The organism is Enterocloster aldenensis (assembly GCF_003434055.1).
GTDB classification, from domain to species: domain Bacteria; phylum Bacillota; class Clostridia; order Lachnospirales; family Lachnospiraceae; genus Enterocloster; species Enterocloster aldenensis.
On record NZ_QVEX01000009.1, the window covers coordinates 83,486 to 108,865 of the forward strand.

Below are 25,380 nucleotides of genomic sequence, written 5' to 3' on the forward strand. Positions count from 1 at the left end.
GATTAAACTGCCTCCTTCGTTGCCAGCTTCATTACTGTTTCTTCCGTTGCTTCCCCCATGTTCTGCTCACCGGTTATCTTCCCTTCCCGCATGATGATGATCCGGTCGCTCATATTAAGCAGTTCCGGAAGTTCAGAGGAAATCATGATGATGGATACGCCCTGCAGTACCAGCTGATTCATAATCTCATAAATCTCTGCCTTGGACCCCACGTCAATGCCCCGGGTGGGTTCGTCTAAAATCAGGATATCCGGTTTTGTGGCAAGACATTTTGCAATTACTACCTTCTGCTGGTTTCCGCCGCTTAAGTCCCCGGCCGCCTGATCCACATCCGCTGCCTTTACCTGCAGGCGTTTCATATATTCAGCCGCGCACTCCTTTTCCTTCTGGGAGTTCATGAAGCCTCCCAAGGACAGTTCCGGAAGGGAACTCATCTCGATATTCTTGAGGATGGACAACAGCAGTACCAGCCCCTGGTCCTTCCTGTCCTCCGGAACCAGGGCGAATTTGTTGCGGATGGCCTCTGTGGGGTTGTGGTTCACAATCACCTTCCCATTCTTATAAATGGTCCCCGCTGCCTTATCAAGCCCCATGACGGCCCTCATGAGTTCGGTCCGCCCTGCGCCCACCAATCCGCCAAAGCCCAGGATTTCCCCTTTGTGCAGTACAAAGGACGCGTCCTTAACATACTCATTGCTGATGTGCTCCACCCTGAGGATTTCCTCGCCGATATCCACATGGACCTTGGGGAACTGATTTTCCACATTCCTTCCAACCATCAGGGAAATGACCTGGTCCGTATTCAGCTCACTTACCATTCCGCCGCCTGAGTTCCTGCCGTCCCGAAGGACCGTGATCCTGTCCCCGATTGCAAAGATATCCTCCAGCCTGTGGGATATGTAGACCATGGAAATGCCCCTGCTCTTAAGGTCCGCAATGATGCGGAACAGCACCGTGGTTTCCTCGGTTGTCAGGGAAGAGGTGGGTTCGTCAAATATAATGATTTTTGAGTCAAAGGACACTGCCTTCATGATTTCCACCATCTGCCTCTGCGCCACGCTCAGGTCCCTGATATAGGAAAAGGGATTGAAATGGATATCCAGGCTGTCCATCAGTGCCAGCGTTTTTTCCTTCAGCGTCTTAAAATCCACCAGGCCGCCCTTTTTTGGATACCTTCCCATATAGATGTTCTCCATGATGGTCATGTCCGCGAACTGTACCAGCTCCTGATGGACCGTGCTGATTCCCAGGTGATGGGCTATGTTTGGGTTTTTAATATTTATCTTCTTATCTTCCAGGAAAATCTCACCTTCGGAAGGTTCAATCACGCCGGAGAGTATTTTCATCAGCGTTGACTTGCCCGCCCCATTTTCCCCTAAAAGGCACAGGATTTCTCCCCGGTACAGTTCAAAGTCCACTTTCTCCAGAGCCTTAATACCTCCGTAAAATTTAGAAATTCCCTGCATTTTCAATATCGTGTCATTCATATGCTTTCCCTGCGGTCCCTGACTGCAGGTCCTGCCTCCTTTCTCAAATCAGAAGGTTAAAATGCCGTCCCGTATCCAAAGGACCCTTCCACCAGACAGTTGTGCCTGGCCAGAAGATTGCCGGCGCACATGCTGAATTCAATCAGCTGGTCCTCATAATCCTCCCTGTCCGCCTGCCTTGTGAAATCAGGCAGCTGTTCCTCATGCAGCCTGTCCATGCGTCCTTTATTCTCTATGTAGGAGGAAATGAAGGCTGTTATCCAGGAATCCCCTGCCCCTGTGGTATCCGCCACCGGCGCCTCAAAATTATAAGGAAGCTTCCTGTAATACTTCCTTCCGTTATACACAATGGCTCCCCTGCTCCCAATGGTGGTCACCGCCAGCCTGCACCCGTAACCGTGCACACACCGGTGCAGAAGCTCCTTTAACTTCTCCTCCCCCAGGTCCTTGCCGGAAAAAAATGCAATGGTTATGTCCGGGCACACCGCTGCCAGGTCCTTTTCCTCCCACACATCTGAGAAGTCATACAGCAGCGGGACTCCTGTTTCCCTGATTTTGACCAGCTGGTCCTCAATGTGGCTGAAACAGCTGGAATGGACCACGTCAAAGGTCTTAATGTATTCCAGCAGTTCCTCTGTGATCTGCAGCGGATGGGACTTGACCACGCCAGCGTCATTCTCATCCGTGATGGTGCGGTCCCCGTCCTTGAGCCGGATGCCGCAGATTCCTGTCTCGCCCTGTACCCTGACGCATCGGGAGATATCCACTCCCTTATCCTCCAGCGCATGGACCACCATGTCTGCCTGGATATCCGTGCCCAGAACCCCTGCATATGCGGTTTCATGTCCAAGCTGACGGCCGTAAACTGAAAAATTCAGGCTGTTTCCTCCCGGGTACATGATGCCTGTGGTGTAGTTGCAGTCTACCACGTTGTCCCCTACCCCTATGAGTCTAAGCATACTTCACCTCTCCTTTAGTTGTTTCATTTATCATTATATCGATACATAATGTATTATGACGTTATAGTATCACACCACCTGTCTTTTGTAAATACTTTTTTATATATTTTGTTGATAAAAAATGATTTTGCCAACCGGAAACTGGCACAAATGCCGGCGCTTTCCCGTCCCTCCCCCCTGCAGCCCTCAAAAAAGGACATCCCTGTACGGGATGTCCTTTTCACATGTCCTTATTCTTTTTCCACATAAAGCAGGGTGTCCGCCAGCCTGCCCACCTCTGCCGGGGACCCGGCAAAACAGCTGGCCTCCTTAAGCTCCTCCCTTGTCCCGCACCCGTAAAGGCATGCAATGGAGGGAACCTGGTTGGCCTTTGCCGCAGCCACGTCATAGATGCGGTCCCCCACCATGACAGCCGCCTCAGGCTTTACCTCTTCCATAAGGGCTGCCAGGGAACCTGCCTTATCCTTTCCAGGTATCACGGGGCGGATTTTATCTATCTTATCCCGTATCCCCAGCCTGCCTAACATCATCTCAATATAAGTACGGTCCGCATTGGAGCAGACCGCTGTCCGGTACCCCTTCTGATGCAGGCTGTCAAGCAGCTCCGGGACGCCATCGTACACGGTTTCCATGTCTTTGTACACATTGTCCTGATAATATTCAACCAGCTTCCAGAACCCGTCTGCCCGGGCGCACCGCTCCTCGCCGAACAGCTTCAGGTTTGTCTCCTCGGTCCGCTCCCCTATGGTCATACGGATTTCCTCGGTGGTCCACTCCCCCAGCCCTGTATCCTCCATGGCAGCCCGGATGGAAGGTACGATGAAAATATCCGTCCTGCTCAAAGTTCCGTCCAAATCAAATATAACCCACTTCATACCCGTCACTCCTCAATCAGGTTCCTGAATCCAAAACCGCCCCCGCGAAGGCAGTTCTTTGCTGAGTAAGACGCACCGTCCTGCAGCGCCTGGCGGACTGCATCCCCTGTCAATGTGGTTCCTTTCCTCCATCCCTGGTTCAAAAGGGATACAATCACGGCCGCAATAAAGGAATCCCCGGCCCCCATGGTGTCCAGGGCCTTGACATACCGGGCTTTTCCTTCCACAAACTCCCTGCCGTTATAGAACATCTGTCCCCTCTCCCCCATGGTGGCCACCACGTTCCTGCACCCGTGTCCGTATACCTTTTGCATCAGTTCCCGGATTGCGTCCGTCTCCATATGTTCACAGGAAAACTGTCCCAGTTCCAGATAGGGACAGGTCAGTTCCAGGAACTCATGGGTGCGGTACTTATCTTTCACGGAAAAGTCAAATGTGACCATGGCCGCCAGGTCCTGAAGCTTATGGACATCCTCATGAAGCTTGGCATTGCAGCTGGTGTGCACCACATCAAAATCCCTCAGGTAATCCACGTCACAGTCCCTTATGCGCGTGGTGTGCGCCCAGTTCTTTCCTTCGTCCGCCCCTATGTAGTCCCGCTCCCCGTCATACACGTTCACATCGCACTTCTTAGTGGTGCTGTCCTCATGGAATATACACTGGGACAGGTCCACATGAAGGGCCGTGAGGGCGTCCCGTATGATACGGCCTTCCCGGTCAGCCCCAATGCTTCCCACATAGGCTGCCCGGGCCCCCAGCCTGCTTGCGTGGGCAGCCACATTCACCGCGTTCCCGCCTGGATACATGATGCCCATGTTCATATACCGGTCTATTACATTATCACCTATACCAGCTACCTTCATGTCTGTCTTCCCACTCCTGTCTCATCTGATCAGTACTCCAGCTTCCTGTAATAACGCCGGATATCCAGGGAATGGTTCCTGATTTCCTCAAAGTTCTTGCTTACCCTGGACAGGACAGCGTTAATCACCACCGGCGAGAGCAGCCATCTGAACTTGGTGCTGATTCCGGGAAGCTGGTAATCCGCTGTGTCAAACACGGTAAAGTCATCGGTGTATGCCTGGACAAAGTTCTTAACGCGCTCATCCAGTCCCCTGGTCTGCCCCTCCGTCATGTTAAGGGCAACGCACACTCCTTTTTCCACAAGTTCTATGGTGCCATGGAAAAATTCAGGGGAGGTAACGGACTTTGTGCGGAGCCACTGGGACTCTTCCAGCACGCACATGGCAAAGGAATAGGTGGGGCCCCACAGGTTGCCTGATCCAATCCAGATCTGATATGGGTCGTCCTTGTACTTCATGGCGTACGCCCTGGCCTTTTCATCACTTGCCTTTCCCACGGACACAAGGGCTGCGGGCAGGTTCTTAAGCTCATCCGCGAACTGCACGTAATCATCAAAATATCCCTTATTGTGCAAAATCCTTCCCACCAGCATATACAGTACGAACTCCTGGGGGCGGCCGTCCTTATAGACGACCGTGTAGTCGGAAAGCCCTCCCAGGGGGGAACCCTCCACGCCGAGGACGGATATGATTGCAGCGCCCTTTTCCTTCACATATCCGGCCGCTTCCACAGTTTCTTTGGTGTCCCCTGACTTGGACGCCATGAACACAAGGGTCCTGTCCGTCAGACGGTTATTGCCAATCCCAAGAAGCTCTGCCGACACCTGGGATCGGACATCCAGACCGGACATGACGGAAATCATATAATCAAAGGGCTGCATCATGGCAAGGGAACCGCCGGAGGCCGTGAACAGGATATTGTCAAATCCCTTTTCGCACACCGCATCGGCAATCGCCTCAATTTCCTGTCTCATCGCGTAGATATAAGCTCCGTTATCCAGAATCGCACGTTCATCAAACTTTACCATTTTTCATTCTCCTCCTGCTATATCTTCATTTTATACCACGAATATCCCAAACAGCGCTCCAATGATGCCCAGTGAGGTAAGGATTACAAGCACCCATGAAACCTTAACCTTTTTCTGAAGAAGCCCGTACACGCCCAGGGTCATCATAAGGGGCAGCAGGCTTGGCATGATCCCGTCCAGGATTCCCTGCACCGCCGTGGCTGAATCCCCGGCGCCCAGGCTTCCCGCTATCTGGATGTTAATCATGTTGGGAATCATTGCGCCAATTACCATGAGGCCGATAACCGCTGCGCCGTAGGTCAGCTTGGGCATCAGGCCAGACTCTTCCACCTTGTTTAAGAAGCTGGTCCCGAAACCATATCCGAACTTCAGGCACCAGTAGCGCACCAGGTACGCGGGTATGTTGTAAATCAGCCAGAACAGGATAGGGCCAAGGATGTTCCCGTTCAGCGCCAGGGACGTTCCGATCCCGGTGGCAATTACCCTTAGGGTCCCCCAGAACATGGAATCCCCGATTCCGGCAAGGGGGCCCATCAGCGCAACCTTCACACTGTTGATGGAGGAGGTGTCAAAGTCGGCATTATCGGCATTGCTCTCCTCCATGGCAGCGGATATCCCCATGATGGCAGTGGATACATAGGGGGTTGTATTGAAAAATTCCATATGGCGTTTGGCCGCTTCTATCTGAGCTTCCTTTTTCTCATATATCCGCTTGATTGCAGGCAGCATTGCAAAACAGTACCCCATATGCTGCTGGCGTTCATAGTTCCAGGAATATTCAAGAGAAAGTGAACGTATGTAAATGGACATCAGGTCCTTTTTCGTAATCTGGTTATTAGAAGTCCTCATCTTCCATTACCTCCTGTCTTACAACGGTCTGGCTGCCCTGCAGCTCCACCAGTATCACTGCAAGCACACTTGCAAGCAGGGCGATCCCAAGCATGGGAATCCGTAAATACGCGCTGATTGTAAAGCCCAGCACAAAGAACACAACGGTTTTCTTTGTAAGGATCATGCGTGTCAGCAGCGCAATACCAAGCGCGGGGATGAATCCGGCGGCGGCCACAAGGCCGTTCTGGACAAATTCAGGGATGGACTCCAGCACCCGGTTCATCACCGGTGTCCCCAGGTAGAACGCAGCGGCACAGATAATCCCGCGGGGAAGGCTCTTGACCACAAATCCGCCCAGGATATGCATCATTTCCATCTTCCTGAATTCGCCTTCTTCCACATACCTGTCCGCTTTATGGACAAAGACAGGAAGCAGTACAAGGGTAAGCAGGTTATCCACCACAAGGTACAGGGTTGCTATGGGAAATGCCAGGGCCAGGGCCACATCCGCCCCCTTGCCGGTTGAGATGGCAAAGGCCGCCCCCAGGATCCCTCCGGTTATGACGTCCGGCGGAACCGCTGCCCCAAGGGTGATGGAACCGATAAAGACCATCTCAAGGGTGGCGCCAAGGATGATTCCTGTCTTTAAATCCCCCAGCACAAGCCCCACCAGCACCCCGGTGATAATGGGACGCGACCCCAGATTGGTGCCCAGCATCCATTCGAATGTTACAAACATTGCTATGAATCCGATTAAAACTGCCTGCACTAACATAATAGTCCTCCTAAATGATTTCCTTTACTTCAATCTTTGCATCACCTGGAACCTGCCGTATCTCAATCCTGGTTCCCGCCTCTATTAATTCCCTTAAAAGGACCTCATCCTGGGCCGATACCGGAATGGTCTTATACAGCTTCTTAACCGCTTCCTCCCTGGGCTTTAAGCCGCCCAGGTTGATTTCCCTTATATTCCTGCAGGATACTGCCAGGCGGTGGGCGTCCTCAATGCTCTCCACTACGATGAAAAGCTTATATTTGTCCGTAACCCCGCTGTTCAGGGCCGTGATGGAGTCCTCGATGTTCTTCATCACCAGCTTTACCCCGTTGGGCTTGGCCAGCTTCAGGGTGGTTTTCCTGATTTCATCCTTCATGATCGCATCATTGGCAATGAGCATACAATCCACGTCCAGGGACTGTGTCCATGCCATGGCTACCTGCCCGTGAAGCAGCCTGTGGTCTACCCTGACTAATTTAATCATACCTTTCCTCCTTAAAAGTCCTCATCTTCCATATCCTGTTTTTCCATCATATCATTACAGTAAGCAATGGATGACCTGACCTGCGCAAGCACGGCCCGGATGGCATCCGGACCCACCTGGCCCGGCTGGTTAAGCAGCCCGATGACCAGAGGCAGGCTCATGCCTGCAACCAGGTTAACCCCCGGGTCCCCGGCGTACTTCATGAATTCATTGTTCACACTGCCCCCAAAAATGTCCGTAATGACAGTCCAGTGTTCTTCTGTTTTCCTTCCCGCCGCCCACTCCCCCACCATCTGTTCCAGGTTCATGGACGCTTCATCCACATAGGCGCAGAGACAATGGACATTCTCATTTGTCCCTAAAAGAAATGCCGCTGTCTCCTTCATGGCCCGCGCAAGGGAACCATGACTGGCCAACAGGAACTGTTCCATATTCCCACTCCTCTCTTCTGTTTATAATACATTATATAACATTATGTTACCACAAGTATACATCATCTAATATTGCCTGTCAATACCAGAAAATAAAAATAGCATCTTAAACTGATATTCAGTCTAAAATGCTATCTCTCGATATACAACCATCATACCCAATCACACATAAAACTTAAGGCGCTCCGTACAGTACATCTGCCTGGAAATATAAAGGGGGCTGCCCCCGGAGTCCTCATGCTTATCCGTAAACAGCAGCAATGCCGCCCCAGGCTTCACTCCCAGGATTCCTGCATCCGAGGAATTGGCGTAACACACCTCAAGAATGCGTATATGTTCTCCCAGCCTGATTTTATGTTTTTGGAGGATTTCAAACAGCGACTGGCTTAAATCCTCCCTTTCCAGAAACCCGAACCCTCCGTTATAGTGGTTCACCTCAATCATAGTGGGCACATCGTCCACGTAACGCAGACGCTTTGTGCACAGGATTGTCTCGTCTTCATCCATGCCGAAGAATTCCACATCCGCCCTGGTGGGATAAATCCATGACACGCTTAACACTTCTGTCCTTGGCACCTTTCCCTCCTGAAAACAGGAATGGGTAAAGCCGATCTGGTCATCCACGGAATACAGGGCCTTCCTGGAAGCCACAAAGGTCCCTTTCCCCCTGGAGCGGACCACCATCCCATCCTCCTCCAGCTCATTGATGGCTGAGCGCACCGTGATGCGGCTCACGTGGTATGTCTGCATCAGCTCTGCCTCAGACGGGATCCTGTCCCCTGGCTTCAGTTCCCCCTCATCCATCTTCCGGCTCAGTATGTCGATTATCTGCTTGTACATGGGAGTCATACTGTCCGGATTTACATTTTTACTTGTCCCCATCACACCCTCCATTTCCATTGTCTGTAATAGATATATTATAATACATCATAATACATTTCACAACATATTTCAATAGAAATCGGAGATACATTCAGATGGTGGGAGCGGATTTTCACACACACCCTAAACTTCACTCCAATTCATGGACAGCTGGTTCACCTTATTGGATAGGAAAAACTTAAAGTGCCTGCCTGAAAGTATCTGCTTGGTATAGTGCACCGGTATGCCTGTATGGGTGATGACGGTCTCCATCAGTACGAAAACAGACTGGGGAGAATCGAACTTAAGCAGCTGTGCCTCTTCTTCCGTTGCAATACTTGTCTCCAGCGTGATGGATGTATAGCAGTTATCCTCCAGCCGCATACCGGTACGGCGTTCAATCACCTCATAAAGGGACTGGTTTTCCATATCCACATCCAGAAGGAATTCAAACTGGCTGCAGGGCAGGCTTACATGCTCAATCATGACAGGCTTGTCATTCACATGGCGCAGCCGCTTCAGATATACAACGTCATCCTCAGGCGTAAGCTCCAGCTTTTTCATGATGGCCGTATTGGGCTTCTGCCGGTTCATGCCCAGCATATGGGTATAGGCGTTGATATTGTTCTCATGGCAGAACACGGTAAAGCCTTTAAATGTATTCAGGCTTGAAGAAATCTTAGGGGTCTGTACAAATGTCCCCTTACCGTGATGCGTGACCAGAAGGTCCTGCTCCACCAGGTCGGCAATTGCATTGCGGATGGTAATCCTGCTTACATTGTACAGTTCGCAGAGCCTGGACTCGCTGGGCAGGGCCTGTCCCGGACTGTACTCCCCGCTGGTAATCCTGTTCCTGATATCTTCCGCCACTTGCTGGTACAAGGGCACTGCACTGTTTGCATTCAGCATATTCCACCTCTTTCAAAGACATACGGCCATCCCTTATGGATATCTTCCCTTAATACAGGGCTTGACACAAAGGTTCCATAAAGAGATGGCAATGTTGTTTTATGTGTTAATATAATATTATATTACATTATATCAGATGTGGGGGAAATTGGAATACACTTTTATACAAATATTCTGTGCCGCACGGCCATTACCGGAACCTGAACAGACCAAATCAGGATGGCTGGCGCCATCCTGATTATTACGCTTCACTATAATCACACATACATCCTGTTCCCATAATTAGGATACAGGATATCCAGAAATGAATCAATGTCCTTGCGCAGCTCATCCACCGCGCTGCCCACATTCTGGTCCATCAGATAATCAATCACCTTCAGGTGGTTCTCACACCCCATGCGTATGGAAATGGTCCCCCACCGCTCCCAGTGTCTCTGGGCATAGGCCCTTGTCATGATTCCTATGCTTTTTTGCAGCATGCTGTAGCAGTAATCATTGCCGCTGTAGGAAAGCAGCTTGAGGTGGAACCTGCTGTTGTTGTCCCAGTGCTCCAGGATGGTGGTGTCCTCATCACTGTTATGGCACTCTGTAAGGGTGAACTCCCTTAACTCCCGGATGTCCGCCCTGGTCATGATGGAAGCCGCGTCCCTTAGGCAGCCGGTCTCAATCATGATACGGAAATTAACAATATCCCGTATCTCCTTTTCGTTAATCCTGACCACCTCATACCCGTACCTTGGGTGACTTATGAGTACGCCTTCACTGCAAAGCTCAATCAGCGCGTCCCTGATCGGGGATTTACTGACCCCATACTTTTCTATTAACTGCTTTTCATTGATAATCTCATTCTGCTTGTAATTTCCCTCTATGATGTCCTTCAGAATAGAATCATAAATCTCAGTCTTAAGCGACGAAGGCTTACCTCTTCCCATTTACTTACCCCTCCATGTCCTGTTCAGCCAAACGTATTTCTTTTTTGTTCCCCTTAGTGCAGACTTGTGTAAATAACGGTGAAGTCAGTGCCTGATATCTGAACCAGGAGTGCGTCTGCAAAGCGACGGCGTAGTGGGTGCTACGACTAGCTTTGCAGGCGTGCTCCTGGTCCAGATAGCGGGTGCTGAATTCATTGGTATTTGCGCAAGGCTGCACTACAACATACGGTCTAACTCTAATAGGGATATTATATATGTTTTCAGGCCTTTTAGCAACATGTCAAAAGGCACACATTCATCCGGCTGGTGTCCCTGGCCATGGCCATTTTCAAAGGGGTTGGGGGCGTCCGGCACTCCGGGACCGAAACCAATGGCGCACGGCAGGTGCCTGGCATAGGTTCCGCCTCCCATTGTGTAGGGTTCATAGTGCCTGCCCTGGACATGGTCGCAGATTTCACTGAGCACCGGAATGTAGGGATTGTCAAGAGGCACATAGGCCGGAGCCGACAATTCGCCCACTGATACCGCAAAACCAAGGGATTCAGCCCGTTTCTTAAATCCTTCCACCACCTGTGCGCCATCCACGGTAACCGGATATCTGGTATCAAAGGACACCTTCATCACACCGCTGCCTGCATGGACCACGCTGCCCACACAGGTAAGCCTGCCGGACTCCTTATCTTCAAAGGGAATGCCGCAGCATCCGCCGTTATAGTCAGAAGTCATTTCAGCCACGGCCTTTACCGCCTCTGCCCCGCTGCCGGTAAGGAGGCCGCTTCCTGTCAGGGCTTTGGCCAGCACATGGACCGCATTGACGGAGCCTTCCGGAAATGCGGCGTGGCGGGAGATTCCAAGGGCGGTTACCTTTACATATTCCCCGTCCTGGTCCACACTGATTCCCCGGACACCGTCCAGCTGCTGCCTGGCATCCTTTAGGTCCACGCTGTTTATGACAGCCTCTGCCTTGGCCGGTATCACATTGACCACGCTTCCGGCGTGGAAGGAAACAAGGTTTCCCTCAAACCCCCGTTCAATGTCAGCGCGCATCAGCCCTTTTTCCCCGTAACACACAGGAAAATTGGTGTCAGCCACCAGGTTGAAATCCGGCACCTGCTGGGTCCTGCAGAAATACTCAATGTCCTGCATCCCCGTCTCTTCAGACAGGCCATAATAAACCAGGACATCATTCTTAAGTTCCATGCCGTGCTCCTTCAGATAGCGAAGGGCGTACAGGGCGCAGATGCCCGGCCCTTTATTGTCCCCCACACCCCGTCCGATTAGGAAGCCGTCTTTCATGGTACATTTAAGGGGCGGGTTATGCCATCCCTCCCCCAGGGGCACCACATCCAGGTGGGCGTAGATGCCGATCCTGCGCGGGTTCCGGGCAGTTCCCTTTACCAGCAGGCTGCCGCAGTAATATTCATGGTTTTCCACATGGAACCCATAACCGGCTGCCAGGGACGTCATCTCGTCCAGCACCTGCGCGCAGTTCTTTCCAAAAGGATATGTGTCATCCCCTTTTTCCGAGATACTGGGAATGGCCACCAGCCGGTCCAGGTCTTTTACAAATGCTTCTTTATTCTTCTCAATCCACTCATCAATTCCCTGCATTAAGCTGCTGTCAGGTTTAAACATGGTACGGTTCCTTCCTTCATCCACTTTATGATATCCGATGCTGTCATTCACACAGATGGCATGACACCATATGCCCATTGCCGATATCGTGAAGCTTTGGACATTCTGCGGAGCACCGCTCTGAGGCATATCTGCACCTGGTATGGAAATAACATCCTGCCGGCGGGTTCAAGGGACTGGGCACATCGCCTGTAAGGATCTCCCTCTTCATCTTGTTATCCACATCCGGAATGGGGATTGCGGACAGCAGGGCTTTTGTGTATGGGTGCTGGGGATTATTATAAAGTTCATCCTTGGTGGCAATCTCCACGATCCTGCCCAGATACATGACCGCGATACGGTCAGACACATACTTGACCACGCTCAGGTCATGGGAAATGAACAGGTAGGTCAGCTTTTTGGTCTTCTGCAGATCCTGTATCAGGTTCAGCACCTGCGCCCGGACCGATACATCCAAGGCAGACACCGGCTCATCGCATACCACAAACTCAGGATCCAGCACAAGTGCCCTTGCAATCACGATACGCTGCCTCTGACCGCCGGAGAACTCATGGGGATAGCGGTTCATCATGTTTTCAGGCATTCCTACCAGTTCCATGATTTCCTTTACCTTCTGGATCCTCTCCTCATTGGTTCCCGTGCCAAAGGCATCCAGGGGAGCCTTAATCAGTTCCAGAACCGTCATCCTTGGGTTTAAGGACGCGTATGGATCCTGGAATATAAGCTGCATCTTCCTGCGCATCTGGCGCATCTGCTCTTTGTCATACTTTGTAATGTCATCTCCCCGGTAAAGGACCTGGCCCGCCGTGGGGTTGATCAGCCTTAGTATGGACCGCCCCAGGGTGGACTTTCCGCAGCCCGACTCCCCAACCACGCCAATGGTTTCGCCTTCATAAATGGAAAGGTTCACCTGGTCAACGGCATGTACGGTTTTCAGAGGTTTTCCCATGAAGGTCTTGGCAGTGACAAATTCCTTCTTCACATCTTTCAATTCAACTAATACATTACTTTTGTCCGTCATTTCCAAAACCTCCCTCCGGCGCGTATTTCCAGCAGCGTACCTTCTGCTCCCCTATCTCATAGAGGCCCGGCTCCTGGTCAAAGCATTTGCTGCATGCCTCTGTACATCTGGTGCAGAACCTGCACCCCTTTGGCATTTCACTTAAGTCCGGCACGGAACCGGGGATGTTGAACAGACGCTCAGAGGAATCCTGGTCCAGACGGGGGATGGACTTAAGAAGTCCCTGGGTGTAAGGATGGAGGGGATGCTTGAAAATGCTCTTCACATCACCGTACTCCATCTCCTTGCCCGCATACATGACCATGACGTCATCCGCCATCTCCGCAACCACGCCCATGTCATGGGTAATCAGCATGATGGACTTGTTTTCCTTTTCCTTTAACTCCCTCATAAGCTCCAGTATCTGTGCCTGAATCGTAACGTCCAGCGCAGTGGTTGGCTCATCGGCAATGAACAGCGCCGCGTTGCAGGAAAGGGCCATGGCAATCATGACACGCTGCCTCATACCGCCTGAAAGCTGGTGGGGATATTCCTTAAGGCGCTGGGCCGGGGAGGGAATGCCTACTTTCATAAGCATCTCCCGGGCCCTTTCCCAGGCTTCTTTTTTATCCATCTTACTATGCGCGGTTATTGTTTCTACAAGCTGCTTTCCGATGGTCATCACCGGATTCAGTCCTGTCATGGAGTCCTGAAAGATCATTGCAATCTCGTTTCCGCGTATCTGGCGTATCTCTTTATCGGAAAGCTTGGTCAGGTCCTTGCCCCCGAACAGGATTTCACCAGATGCAATCTTACCGGACTGGGGAGGAATCAGCCTCAAAATTGACATGCTCGTCACTGATTTACCGCAGCCAGACTCACCTACAATACCAAGGGTTTCCCCTTTCTTTATATTGAAGGATACGCCGTCCACAGCAGTAACCGTTCCATTCTTACCGGAGAACTGGGTTACGAGTTTTTTTACTTCAATCAAATTCTCAGACATTTAAATACCTCGCTTTTCGTATGGAACGTCCTGAACCAGATTATTTGTTAACCTTCCAAGCCCATACATTCTTATTTACATTGTAATCAATGGCTCCCACGCGGACATTCTCCAGCTTATCGCTGTATCCAAACAGGTCATTGGTAAAGTACAGGAATGCCATAGGCATCTGCTGGAACAGGATCTCCTGGTACTTGTCATAAACTGCCTTACGTGCCTCAAATGTGATTTCCTTGGCGCCGGACTCACCTACCTCGCCCAGGGTCGGGTCGGTCAGCTGGGTAAAGTTATTCATGTAGCCTGCGGTTACGTTGGGCACGGACTCAGATGGGTCAACAGAACCAGCGGAACCGATGAAGCACAGGTCATAGTCGCCGTTGCGGGCATTGGTCAGAAGGGTCGGGAAGTCAAGGGTCTGGATTTTTGTCTTGATGCCGATCTTCTGAAGATCCTGCTGGATTAAGATAGCGGATTTCTCACGTACCTCGTTGCCTGTGGAAACCAGAACTTCTAGTTCACGGTTGGGATCCCAGCCCGCTGCCTCTACCATGCCTTTTGCCTTCTCAGGGTCATATTCAACCTTAAGGTTAGTATTATAGTACTTGTGGTCTTCGGGAAGAGGCCCGATTGCAACACGGCCCTGTCCCTGAAGGAGCTGCTCCACGATAACCTGGCGGTTGATTGCAAGGCTGATTGCGTGGCGGATTTCCTCCGGCAGGTATTCCCTGGTTGTGTTCATTGCCATGTACTGGTATGCGAAGGTGGGAACGGACATGGCCTTCACGCCTGGTGTGTTGTTGGCTGCTTCCCAGTCAGCTAACGGGATCTGTGTATTGCCGGAAAGGGCGTCAATCTCGCCGCTCATGAGTCCGGAAAGGATATTGGATGACTGTACCTTCTTGAATACCAGCCTGTCAAAGTCAGGTGTCCCAAGGTAGTAATCCTTATTAGCCAGGAACTCGATGGACACGCCGGATTCCATGCTGTCAAAGATACATGGGCCGGAACCGATCGGCTTCTGCCAGAACGGGTCGTTAACCAGGTCCGCGTCTGAGATTCCGGAAAGCAGATGCTTCGGGATGATGAAGAAGTCACGGTTCACCAATGCGTATACAATGGATGGGTCCATGGGTGTCTTTAAGGTAAACTCAACCGTGTGGTCGTCCAGCGCCTTTACCTCAACGCTGTCCGTGGAGGTCTCACAGCCGGTCTCGTCCGTGCCTGCAAAATACTGCATGCGGATACGGCGCAGATAGTTGTATTCTGAGGAAGACGCAACCTGGGCAGAGTACACAACGTCCTCAGCGGTTACAGGCTCCCCGTCATGCCACTTGGCATCCTCGTACAGATGATATGTAATCTTGTCCTGAGCCTCGTTGGTCTCCCAGGATTTTGCCAGGCGTGGTTCAAAGGTCCCGTCGGTATTGATGGTCATCAGGCGGTCGAACATCAATTCATTTACATTGTCAGCACCTGCGTTGGTGGTGTTCATGACCATGAAGGTGTCCCAGTCGCCGGACTGGGCAATGGTGACAATCTTCTCACCCGTGCTGCCGCCGCCTTCTGCCTTTGGCGCCTCTGTCTGCGCCCCGCCGCCTGCCGCGTTGGCAGTTGTGTCTGATGTCCCTGCGGATGAACCGCCGCATGCTGAAAGCAGCATGGCGGATGCAAGGGAAGCTGCGATTACTCTTACAAAATTGCGTCTCATAATGTTCCTCCTGTTATTTATGATTTTCTTTTATATTAACTATTCCTTTTTATTTCTTCTTAATCTTTGTCTTGGAATCCAGCGCATCCCTGATTCCGTCACCCACAAAGTTGATGCTGGAAACCGTCAGCACCAGAAGGATGCCCGGCGGTACCCAGAGCCACGGCCTGGATGAAAGCACGGTGATGGACTGGGCAGCGTACAGGATATTGCCCCAGGAAGCCTGCGGCGGCTGGACGCCCATGCCCAGGAAGCTAAGTGCGGATTCCTGGATGATGGCCTGTGCGGTACGGAATGTAAAGTTTATCAATATGGGCGCGAATGCATTGGGCACCACATACTTTAACAGCAGGGGCAGGTCCCTGGTACCGACGGCCTTGGCCGATTCCACATATTCCTTTTCCCTGACCGACAATACATTGCCGTATATCAGCTTGGCAAAATCCGTCCACCCCAGCACACCGATTACCAGTGTTACGGTCCATACGGAAGGTCCGATCACAGACACCAGTACCAGCACCAGTATCATGGATGGGAATGACATGAAAATGTCTGCTGCCCTCATGACAATGGTTTCCCAGATACCCTTGTAATAACCTGCAACCAGCCCCAGGGGAACCCCGATTAAAAGGCTTATGACGGCTGAAAGAAGGCCTACCATCAGGGATACCCGTCCGCCGTATACCAGCCTTGCAAACACATCCCGTCCCGTGTCATCGGTCCCAAGGAAATGCCCTGGGCCGGGTTTGGCGCTGAACGCCAGTATATCGGATGTATACGGGTCCAGCTTCAATATCATTGGCAGGAATATTACCAGCAGCACTTCTAATACAATGATAGCCACGCCAATCATGGCCAGCTTGTGGGCCGTGAATTTTTTGAGCACGTCTCGATAATACGAGTCCTTTTTTATAACTGTTGTCTCTGACATCCTCTTACCTCCCTAACGGCTCTCTCTTATCTTCGGGTCAAGCAGGCTGTAGGCAATATCGGTAAGGACATTTCCTATCAGCACGGCTGCTGCTATCACTACGGTTATCCCCATGATCATGGGATAATCCCTTGCATTAATGGACTGTACCATCAGGCTTCCAAGTCCCGGCCAGCTGAATACCTGCTCTGCCACAACCGCTCCGCCGAACATGAACGGTATCATGGTGCTGAGCACGGTAACCACGGGAATCAGTGCGTTCCTCAGGCCATGGATGATGACCACCCTTGGCTCTGTAAGGCCTTTGGCCCTGGCAGTCCTTATATAGTCTTCGCTGAATACCTCCATCATACTGCCCCGGGTCTGCCTCAGTATGCTGCCTATATTAAATATGGTCAGGACCAGACAGGGCAGGATCAGATGGTTAACTGCCGAAGCTACCGTATGTACTCCGGCATCATACATTCCTCCCATGGGCAGTACCCGAAGCTTGACTGCAAATATGTAAATCATCACAAGGCCTGTAAAAAAGGTAGGAGTGGACGCTCCCACAAATGCAAAGCCGGATGAAGCGTAATCCCATGCAGAATAAGGCTTATACGCTGACATGATACCAAGGGGTACTGCAATCAGAACTGATAAAACAGTGGATGAAAGGGTAAGTATCAGTGTGGGTCCCAATTTTTCCAGTACCTGTCCCAATACAGGAAGGCTGTTCCGGTATGAGATTCCCAGATTACCCTGCAGCATGGCTGCAAGCCAACGGAAATACTGTATAATCGCCGGGTCATTCAACCCCATCTGCGTCTTTAAGGCTTCCATGCTTTCCTTGGTTGCCATGGGGTCAGCCATGAGCATTTCCAAAGGACTGCCGGGAGCCATTGCAGAAATCAGATAGACAAGTACAGTTATTCCGAAAAAGGTGGGAATCGCTACCAACAGACGTTTGACTGTGTACTTAAACATGTTGTTTATCGACCTCCGTATTTCCGTGATACTTCTTAATAGTAGCTGCGTGCCTGAACTTTAAGAATATCATTGTTATATCACTGATAATATCACAAGATGACAAAATGTCAATGGTTTCAGGTATTTATTAATAATATTTGGTTATAATGCTCATATTTTCGATGTTTTATTGTAAAAACCGACAAAAAAACAAATAAAGCGTTAAAACTATTGACTAAATTATTTTTACATGCTTAAATAGGTACCAGTTATTCCTGCGTGCCTGGATAAAATCAGGATATCCATTGTGTAAATATGGCTGCCGGTACAAAGTACTGACAGTACAACTGATTTTATTTAAGGAGGATTTTACAATGTCTATCAAACACAACGAACCTAAATTTACCGACCCAGCAACCATGGCCTGCCGCGGTGCCGTAGAGCACAGGGCAACCTGGATGGCCCTTCTTTATGATCAGGCCAAAAAACAGGGCGCTGACGCTGAGAAGATGTGCCGTGAGGCAATCCGCAAGTGCGGCCACATCCACGGTGACAATATGTATAAGCCACAGTGTGAGGACCCTGAAAGCGCAGCCGATTTCGGCAAGGCGTTCTTCAGCGGACAGGGCGCAAAGAACATGGAGATTGATGTCCTTGAGGCAACCCATGACGACCTGGTTGCAGAATTCCATCAGTGTCCCCTTGTACAGGCATGGGAGAAACTTGGCTACGAAGGCAAGGAGCTGGAACTGCTCTGTGACATGGCCATGGACGGCGACCGCGGTATTGCAGACCAGATGGGACTGACCCTGGACATCACCAAGACCATTGCTGCAGGCGACGGATGCTGCCATCTGCATTTCCACAAATAAAAACAGATACCCAGCAACTACATCCATGCTGCCATTTTCATATGGCAGCATCTTTTATTATCCGCATGATAGTGGTATCATATGGGTATCCTACCGGTAGTATCCACATAGGGATGATTGTCTGAGCGCTGTGCGCGGATCCATGACACGGTGTGCAGGCTGATTAAAATTGTATGCGGCCGGCAGACCATCAGCCGCAGAGGTGAATATCGAGGAGACTCCGGGAGTACACCACGCAAAAACAGGAGGAATTTCATGAACCAGAATGTGAAAGACAGATTTCTTACGTATGTAAGCTTTGACACCCAGTCCGATAGCTCCAGCAGCACAGTGCCGTCCACTGAAAAACAGCTGAAACTGGCCGCGTACCTGGCGGACGAGCTAAAAGGGCTTGGCCTTCATGATGTGGAGATGGACCAATACGCCTGTGTCTACGCACATATACCGGCCTCAGCCGGATGCGCCAGGCCCGGCCTTGCCCTGATTGCACATATGGATACGGCCATGGACATGTCAGGGGCCGATATAAAGCCGCGCATTGTAACCGGGTATGACGGGGGGGATATTGTCCTCAACCAGGAAAAGAACATTGTCACCAGGGTTTCCGATTATCCAAGCCTGGCACAGTTTAAGGGACAGGACCTGATTGTCACGGACGGAACCACCCTTCTGGGTGCGGACGACAAGGCAGGTGTTGCGGAGATCGTGACGCTGGCACAGTATCTGATGGAGCATCCGGAACATCCCCACCCGGCAATCAGCATCCTTTTCACACCAGATGAGGAGATTGGCCGGGGCGCGGACCATGTGGATGTGAAGAAGCTGGACGCCGCCTATGGATATACGGTGGACGGCGGAATCCTTGGGGAATTTTCCTACGAAAACTTCAATGCCGCAGGGGCGGTCGTGACAGTCCACGGCGTGACTGCACACACCGGCTATTCCAAGGGCGTGCTTAAGAACGCCATCCTCATGGCCATGGAATACCAGGGCCTGCTTCCGGTTTACGAAACGCCTGCCTGCACCGAGGGACGGGAGGGCTTCTTCCACCTGGACCGCATGGAAGGGTGTACGGAGACAGCCACCATGAAATATATCATCCGGGACCACGACCATGGGAACTACATGAGGCGCCAGGAACTGATGAAGGACGCCGCCCAATACCTGAACCGCAAGTACGGCGCGGGAACCGTGGAAATCCAGATAACGGAAAGCTACCTGAACATGTATGGGAAGATAAAGGACCATCAGGAAATGATTGATCATGTATTCACTGCCATGGAACGGGCGGGCGTCACCCCCATTGTGGACCCAATCCGGGGAGGCACGGACGGCTCCCGCTTATCCTACATGGGACTTCCCTGTCCCAACCTGTGTACCGGCGGGCAGAACGGCCATGGACGCCATGAATTTGTATCCATACAGTCCATGGAAAAGGTGGTTGAGATCCTTAAATATCTGGTTGAGCTGTATGCATAGGACCGGGGCCTGCCAGGCCCCCATCAAATGCCGGGACATGTTAAAAGGAGCGAAAGCGTACTGCCGCTTTTGCTCCTTTTGTTTTTTCCTGTTTCCTATCAGCAGCCGCGGGCTGTCCTTGCAGCCAGCCTCACCTTATCCAGGTCCTGCTCCGTGGCCAGCGTACAGTCTGCGCCCAGTATCAGTCCTTTCCTTCCAAAATCAGAAATAACCTTCTTCACTTCTGCCTCTACCTGGGCATCGCTTCCTTCCACCAGTACGCCGTGACGGTTGGGAAGTCCTCCCATCAGGGTCTTGCCGCCAAAAAGCTCCCTGCCTTTTTCCAGGTCATAGGGTACCTCAAATACGCCCCAGTTCACAACATCGGCGTAAGGAGCATAATCCCTGTATCTCTCCATGTTCAGGCCATCCTTGCAGATGTGCAGGAAGCAGTATCCGCCTGCATCCTTAATCGCCTTCATGACCTGAATCTCAAAGGGCTTAATCCATCTGGCAAATTCATCGTCGGTAAAGAAGCACTCCTCGCCGCCCAGGGATGCGTAATAGACAGAGTCCAGCCCTGCCTCTATGTAGCTCCTGGCCAGGTCGCAGAGCACATCCGTGATGCGCTGCATGGCGGACAGCATCTTCTCCTCATCCCAGCGCAGGAAATCCACCTGCATCTGCCTGGCCGCAAAGTAGTTGACGCCGGACTGCTCAATGGGATGGATGCCGGATGCGCAGATACCGTGAAGGGTTCCCATGGTAAACACATCCTTGTCACAGCGGGCCAGGATTTCTTTGGTCAGCGCCATCTGGTCCTTCATGAACCCGTCTTCCATGGTCATCCTGGGAATCAGCCTGTTATAATCATCCGGGGTATGGATTGTGCCAAACACTGGAATCAGGTTCTCATTCATGATCTTGCATATATCCGTATCCGTATCGTGGAAAAAGTCAAGATGGGCCTTGACGCATGCTTCCCCGTGTTTCTTTTCCTCCGGGAAATGAAGGGAAAAGCCGGAAGGAATCCCGTCTAAATCCTTTTGCTGGATTGCTGCAATTACTCGTTCTCTCTTGGTCATGGTTCAATCTCCTTTTCTTCTTGTTTATCTTATAAGGCGCCTTTAAAATACCCCGGCGTGATTCCGCCGGGCCGCACCCTCCTGTATTGATGTTGTCTATAATATATCACTGATATTATCAGCCTTCAAGGGGTTTTATTTATTTCTGCATATTCAACACATTGCACGGCTGTTTTTTATGCACTATATACAAATACAGTGAACAGGCCATGCCTATTCACTGTACTTCTTATCCCTGCCAGCCATATTCACTTCCAGTTCATACTTCTCACCCACAATACTCAGCCCGTCCGCACATACCGGACGGCCGGAGGCATAACACACTAACCCAGGATAAACCGGTCTATGGCATATGCCACACCTTCCTCCTCATTTGACTTTGTTACAAAGTCACAGACCCTTTTCACTGCCTCCTGGGCATTTGCCATGGCAATCCCCAGGCCCGCGTACTGTATCATGGAAATGTCGTTAAGCCCGTCCCCGCAGGCTGCGATTTCAGCCCTCTCAAGCCCCAGCTGCAGGCGCAGGCGTTCCAGGGAAGAGGCCTTATCAATATCCTTTGGCATGATCTCAAGAAAGTAGGGTTCTGAGCGGAAGATGCTTAACTGGCTGCCAAAATACCCTTTCAGCTTATCCTCAACCGCTTCAAGATACCCTCCGTCCGCTGCCACCAGGCACTTAACAACCGGGAACGTGACATAATCCAGGAAATTGCCCACCCCCTTTACCTTCATTTTATTAATAAATGATTCTTTGGCCACATACGCGTCCTGAGGTTTTTCAGTAATGATCCTATCTCCCTCATATGTCATCAGCGCCGCGTCCAGGTCATGGACCTGGCCGTAAATCCCACCCATGAGCTTATGGGGTATGGTCTTTTCATAGATGGTCCTTCCCGTGGAACAGTCCACAATCCTGCCTCCGTTATAGGACAGGATAAACCCTCCGTACTGTTCCAGCTCCAGTTCCCTGGCCGTGGGCACCACCCCGTAGGCGGGCCGGCCCGAGGCCAGGACCACCTTTACGCCGGCTTTCTGCATGCGCAGGATTGTCTGTTTTGTATGTCTTGTGATTTCCTTCTTTTCATTGGTCAGTGTCCCGTCGATATCCAGGACCAGCAGCTTATACTTCATACAACTTCCTTTCCCCAAAGGAATCGCCCCGCCTGTCCATGCGGAGCGATTCCTGCGTTCCATCCGGATTCCCTTAAGCGGGCGGATGCTTATATGATTAATATTCCATCTGACGGTAATATCTCCTGGTGGTAAGAGGATGGTTCCTCTCCTTTTCCAGGTGGCAGCTTAAGCGTTCCGTCATGGCATACATGACCATGGGTGACACAATCTTCCTGTAATCGGGCCTGGTAAACGGCAGCTCTATCTCCTTGGTGTCAAATATATTGATGACCTTTGTGACCTTCTGGGAGAAGTTCATGACGCGGTCCATAAGGGGCCTTGTCTCGTCTTCCCCGTAGAACAGGATCAGGCTTGTATCTTCCTCTACCAGTTCCAGGGTTCCATGGAAATACTCTGCCGCATGGATGGATTTTGTCTTAATCCACTGCATTTCTTCCAGGATGCACATTGCATAGTCGTAGGCTTCCCCCCACATCATGCCGGAGCCGATTACCATATGGTAATCCGTATCCTTATGCCGGGCTGCCATTGCGGCGCATCTGTCCTCATACTGCTCCTTGGCCTTAATCAGATACGGCACCACTGCCTCGTACTGGCCCAGGAACTCATCATAATCCTCAAATTCCCCTGCATTTTTCTTAAAACGGCTCAGAAGGATGATCATGTAGGTATAGATGGCTTCACACAGACAGTCATCCTCTGCAAAGCTTGCAAACTTATAATCCGCATATTCACATACCGGCGTATTGTCATTGGACACATACACCATGGTCCTTGCCCCGGCTTCCTTACAATACTTTGCCGCTGCCACGATTTCCTTTGTGTTCCCGCTTCTGGTGGAGAATACACAGACAGAATCCTTGGTGAACTTCTTATGTCCTGCGGCCATGAACTCGGCTGCAATCACGCTGTATGTATCGATATCCGATGTGGTGTCCAGCCAGTACTTCATGGGCAGTGAATGTGCATAGGTCCCGCCGCATCCAATGAAAAAAAGATTGGTATAACCCTGTGCGCAGATTTCATCCACTGCTTTCTCAATCTGCGGCCTTAAGGCAATTGCATCTCCTACCACCTTTTCATAACGTGGGATATTGAAGTTAAACATGTTTTCCTACCTCCTGTAATATGAAATAGTTCATTATATATTGTCCTATGTCGTTATAATATAACATATAATATATTTTGTAAAGTACTATTTGATTTTTAATTTCATAAAAACTGTTTTACATAATTAAACCCTGATTCCGTGGCCTCATGTGGATTGGCACAGCAGGATGTGTCCCCGATTTCCAGGGTAATGTATCCCTCATATCCCAGCTGCCCCAATTCGGAGATATACGCACCGATGGGATGCTCCCCTGTGCCGCAGGGTACGTGGCCCGCAGGGGTCCCGTCCGTCATGTGGAAATGGCATATGCGCCCAGGGAACGCCTCAAAAAACTCCGGTATGCTGCTGCCGCAGGTACGCATGGGAACCGTGTCCAGGCATAATTTAAAACACGGGTCCTGGATTTCCTCCATCATACGCCTGGTGGAGTCAAAGTCATGGACCAGGTTGCTCTCAAACCTGCCCAATATCTCAAAGGCCAGCGTCACATTTGCCCTTTTTGCGCGCTCCACCATGGACCACAGGCTTTCCACGGAACGTTTCCATGCCTCTTCCCTGTCCTGGTCATAGTCTCCCCAACCCGCGCAGCACAGCATCTTATCCACGCCCAATTCTGCTGTCTGGTTGATGTATTTATAAAAATACTCCAGGCTGAACCGTCTCAGTTCCCTGTCAGACGATGCGATATTGTGAGGGTACAGCACCTGTTCCGGGGTCAGGCACACAATCTTAAGCCCCCTTAATCCCACCTCTTTCCTGAGTTTTCCCGCATCGCTGAGGCTTTGGATGAAATGGCAGAAATGGGGGGCGCCGGCCCAGAGCTCAAACTGCCCTACCCCCATCCGCTCCAGCGAGTCCAGGAAATATGTAAATGAATACCTGTTATACACCATGTTCATGGCTGCCAATTGGCTCCGTCCTATTTTTCCCATATTTCCTCCAGATATTTAGTTCAGCATATCCTTTGAATAGTAACCGCTGTCAAAAAGCAGCTCATCGCAGTTATCTTTATCAAGGGCCTTTGGTATGACCAGGGTAGCCTTCACATCCTTTACCCCATTGTTGAACGTGGTGTAATTCTCCAGCTTGGGTTCCTCCCCTTTTACAAGGCTGTCAATCACGTCAGCCGCATTTTTCGCCAGCACGCTGATGTCCTTAAAGACGGTCATGGTCTGTTCCCCGGCCAGAATGGACTTGATGGAGGCAATGTCACAGTCCTGCCCCGTGGTAATAGGAAGGGGCATGTCGGAAGAACCATAACCAACGGATTTAAGGGAGGAGATTGCGCCCAGTGCAATTCCGTCATTCTGGGTCAGGACAGCGTCCAGACGCCGGTCCGTATAATAGGTGCTTAAAATGGAATCCATCCTGGACTGGGCCTTGGATCCATCCCATTCAGGCGTTCCGCAGACCGCAAATTCAACCTGGCCGCTGGGTACCACCAGGCTGCCGTCATCCAGATAGGGGGAGAGCACATCCATTGCGCCTTTATAAAAGTAAGTAGCGTTATTATCAGCCGGGTCGCCTGCCACAATCTCGATATTAAAAGGACCTTTTCCTTCTGCAACGCCCAGGTGGTCCACAATGTACTGGGCCTGGCAGGCCCCGATGCCCTCCAGATCATCTGCGCTGTAATAGTCGATATAATCCGTGTTCAGGCACAGGGAATCATACGAAATGACCGGGATATTATTTTCATGGGCAAGCTCTATGACCTTTGTCATGGAAGAGCTGTCAAAGGGCGATATGATCAGGCCTGCCACCCCGCTGGTAATCATGTTCTCAATGGACGATGCCTGGATGTTGGCGTCGCCCTTGCCAAACTGGACATTTACCTCATACCCCATTTCTGTCAGGTATTTTGTCAGATACTCCTGGTCCTTCTGGGTCCTGGCCAGATCCTGGGTGGGAAGGGATACGCCGATGACCTTCTTTTTTGAGCTGCTGCAGCCGCCCAGGGCCATTGCCGCCATGCCCAGGACCATACACGTTGCCATCAGTCTTCTTGTGGTTTTCTTCATCTTTTTTCCTCCTCTTTTTCTGGTCTGCTAAGCA

The 25,380-nt window shown here is 51.1% G+C and carries 25 protein-coding genes; 2 read left to right on the top strand and 23 right to left on the bottom strand.

The window, feature by feature from the left end; all coding sequences use genetic code 11:
• Nucleotides 1-2: 2 nt before the first annotated feature.
• The 18 genes from DWX59_RS17710 to DWX59_RS17800 form a co-directional block, all read right to left on the bottom strand.
• Complete coding sequence (locus DWX59_RS17710) at nucleotides 3-1,487, bottom strand: sugar ABC transporter ATP-binding protein (protein ID WP_117560544.1); 1,485 nt, start codon at nucleotides 1,485-1,487, stop codon at nucleotides 3-5.
• A gap of 56 nt (nucleotides 1,488-1,543) precedes the next feature.
• Nucleotides 1,544-2,446: a PfkB family carbohydrate kinase gene (locus tag DWX59_RS17715; RefSeq protein ID WP_117560545.1), complete on the bottom strand. Its 903-nt coding sequence runs from the start codon at nucleotides 2,444-2,446 to the stop codon at nucleotides 1,544-1,546.
• 230 nt (nucleotides 2,447-2,676) lie between these two features.
• The gene (locus DWX59_RS17720) at nucleotides 2,677-3,321 is read right to left on the bottom strand and encodes an HAD family hydrolase (RefSeq protein ID WP_180215745.1); all 645 of its coding nucleotides are present in this window, start codon (nucleotides 3,319-3,321) and stop codon (nucleotides 2,677-2,679) included.
• 5 nt (nucleotides 3,322-3,326) lie between these two features.
• A complete protein-coding gene (locus DWX59_RS17725; protein WP_117560547.1) occupies nucleotides 3,327-4,184 on the bottom strand; it encodes a PfkB family carbohydrate kinase in 858 nt (285 codons plus the stop codon).
• A gap of 29 nt (nucleotides 4,185-4,213) precedes the next feature.
• Nucleotides 4,214-5,212 carry an SIS domain-containing protein gene (locus tag DWX59_RS17730; RefSeq protein WP_117560548.1) on the bottom strand — a complete coding sequence of 333 codons (999 nt, stop codon included), beginning with the start codon at nucleotides 5,210-5,212 and terminating at the stop codon, nucleotides 4,214-4,216.
• 30 nt (nucleotides 5,213-5,242) lie between these two features.
• Entirely contained in the window at nucleotides 5,243-6,061 is an 819-nt protein-coding gene (locus DWX59_RS17735) for a PTS system mannose/fructose/sorbose family transporter subunit IID (RefSeq protein ID WP_117560549.1), read from the bottom strand.
• The gene (locus DWX59_RS17740) at nucleotides 6,048-6,818 is read right to left on the bottom strand and encodes a PTS mannose/fructose/sorbose/N-acetylgalactosamine transporter subunit IIC (protein ID WP_117560550.1); all 771 of its coding nucleotides are present in this window, start codon (nucleotides 6,816-6,818) and stop codon (nucleotides 6,048-6,050) included. Before DWX59_RS17740 ends, DWX59_RS17735 begins: the two co-directional genes overlap by 14 nt.
• Before the next feature lie 10 nt (nucleotides 6,819-6,828).
• Entirely contained in the window at nucleotides 6,829-7,302 is a 474-nt protein-coding gene (locus DWX59_RS17745) for a PTS sugar transporter subunit IIB (protein WP_117560551.1), read from the bottom strand.
• Between the two features lie 11 nt (nucleotides 7,303-7,313).
• Nucleotides 7,314-7,733 carry a PTS sugar transporter subunit IIA gene (locus DWX59_RS17750; protein ID WP_117560552.1) on the bottom strand — a complete coding sequence of 140 codons (420 nt, stop codon included), beginning with the start codon at nucleotides 7,731-7,733 and terminating at the stop codon, nucleotides 7,314-7,316.
• A 162-nt stretch (nucleotides 7,734-7,895) separates the two neighbouring features.
• A complete protein-coding gene (locus DWX59_RS17755) occupies nucleotides 7,896-8,615 on the bottom strand; it encodes a GntR family transcriptional regulator (protein ID WP_227116790.1) in 720 nt (239 codons plus the stop codon).
• 123 nt (nucleotides 8,616-8,738) lie between these two features.
• Nucleotides 8,739-9,503, bottom strand: coding sequence for a GntR family transcriptional regulator (locus DWX59_RS17760; protein ID WP_227116791.1), 765 nt, complete (start codon nucleotides 9,501-9,503; stop codon nucleotides 8,739-8,741).
• A 257-nt stretch (nucleotides 9,504-9,760) separates the two neighbouring features.
• A complete protein-coding gene (locus DWX59_RS17765) occupies nucleotides 9,761-10,435 on the bottom strand; it encodes a GntR family transcriptional regulator (protein WP_117560553.1) in 675 nt (224 codons plus the stop codon).
• Between the two features lie 216 nt (nucleotides 10,436-10,651).
• Entirely contained in the window at nucleotides 10,652-12,148 is a 1,497-nt protein-coding gene (locus DWX59_RS17775; protein WP_235845093.1) for a Sapep family Mn(2+)-dependent dipeptidase, read from the bottom strand.
• Nucleotides 12,114-13,091, bottom strand: a complete 978-nt coding sequence (locus tag DWX59_RS17780; RefSeq protein ID WP_117560554.1) for an ABC transporter ATP-binding protein — start codon at nucleotides 13,089-13,091, stop codon at nucleotides 12,114-12,116. The genes DWX59_RS17775 and DWX59_RS17780 overlap by 35 nt, the downstream gene beginning before the upstream one ends.
• Entirely contained in the window at nucleotides 13,075-14,076 is a 1,002-nt protein-coding gene (locus DWX59_RS17785) for an ABC transporter ATP-binding protein (protein ID WP_117560555.1), read from the bottom strand. The genes DWX59_RS17780 and DWX59_RS17785 overlap by 17 nt, the downstream gene beginning before the upstream one ends.
• Before the next feature lie 40 nt (nucleotides 14,077-14,116).
• The gene (locus DWX59_RS17790) at nucleotides 14,117-15,784 is read right to left on the bottom strand and encodes an ABC transporter substrate-binding protein (protein ID WP_117560556.1); all 1,668 of its coding nucleotides are present in this window, start codon (nucleotides 15,782-15,784) and stop codon (nucleotides 14,117-14,119) included.
• 49 nt (nucleotides 15,785-15,833) lie between these two features.
• Nucleotides 15,834-16,715 (bottom strand): ABC transporter permease, encoded by an 882-nt coding sequence (locus DWX59_RS17795; RefSeq protein WP_117560557.1) that lies wholly within the window; start codon nucleotides 16,713-16,715, stop codon nucleotides 15,834-15,836.
• A 12-nt stretch (nucleotides 16,716-16,727) separates the two neighbouring features.
• A complete protein-coding gene (locus tag DWX59_RS17800) occupies nucleotides 16,728-17,681 on the bottom strand; it encodes an ABC transporter permease (protein ID WP_117560558.1) in 954 nt (317 codons plus the stop codon).
• Nucleotides 17,682-18,037: 356 nt separating this feature from the next.
• Between DWX59_RS17800 and DWX59_RS17805 the strand changes: the two genes are divergently transcribed.
• Both DWX59_RS17805 and pepT read left to right on the top strand, forming a co-directional pair.
• Complete coding sequence (locus DWX59_RS17805; RefSeq protein WP_117560559.1) at nucleotides 18,038-18,535, top strand: L-2-amino-thiazoline-4-carboxylic acid hydrolase; 498 nt, start codon at nucleotides 18,038-18,040, stop codon at nucleotides 18,533-18,535.
• Between the two features lie 255 nt (nucleotides 18,536-18,790).
• The gene (pepT, locus tag DWX59_RS17810; protein WP_117560560.1) at nucleotides 18,791-20,014 is read left to right on the top strand and encodes a peptidase T; all 1,224 of its coding nucleotides are present in this window, start codon (nucleotides 18,791-18,793) and stop codon (nucleotides 20,012-20,014) included.
• A 98-nt stretch (nucleotides 20,015-20,112) separates the two neighbouring features.
• Here the strand turns inward: pepT and DWX59_RS17815 are convergent, their stop codons facing one another.
• The 5 genes from DWX59_RS17815 to DWX59_RS17835 form a co-directional block, all read right to left on the bottom strand.
• The gene (locus DWX59_RS17815; RefSeq protein WP_117560561.1) at nucleotides 20,113-21,078 is read right to left on the bottom strand and encodes a uroporphyrinogen decarboxylase family protein; all 966 of its coding nucleotides are present in this window, start codon (nucleotides 21,076-21,078) and stop codon (nucleotides 20,113-20,115) included.
• 323 nt (nucleotides 21,079-21,401) lie between these two features.
• The gene (locus DWX59_RS17820; protein ID WP_117560562.1) at nucleotides 21,402-22,211 is read right to left on the bottom strand and encodes a Cof-type HAD-IIB family hydrolase; all 810 of its coding nucleotides are present in this window, start codon (nucleotides 22,209-22,211) and stop codon (nucleotides 21,402-21,404) included.
• A gap of 97 nt (nucleotides 22,212-22,308) precedes the next feature.
• The gene (locus DWX59_RS17825; protein WP_117560563.1) at nucleotides 22,309-23,322 is read right to left on the bottom strand and encodes an SIS domain-containing protein; all 1,014 of its coding nucleotides are present in this window, start codon (nucleotides 23,320-23,322) and stop codon (nucleotides 22,309-22,311) included.
• A gap of 104 nt (nucleotides 23,323-23,426) precedes the next feature.
• On the bottom strand, nucleotides 23,427-24,257 hold the full coding sequence (locus DWX59_RS17830; protein WP_117560564.1) for a sugar phosphate isomerase/epimerase family protein: 831 nt from the start codon (nucleotides 24,255-24,257) through the stop codon (nucleotides 23,427-23,429).
• Between the two features lie 15 nt (nucleotides 24,258-24,272).
• Entirely contained in the window at nucleotides 24,273-25,346 is a 1,074-nt protein-coding gene (locus tag DWX59_RS17835) for a substrate-binding domain-containing protein (RefSeq protein WP_117560565.1), read from the bottom strand.
• Nucleotides 25,347-25,380 lie beyond the last annotated feature (34 nt).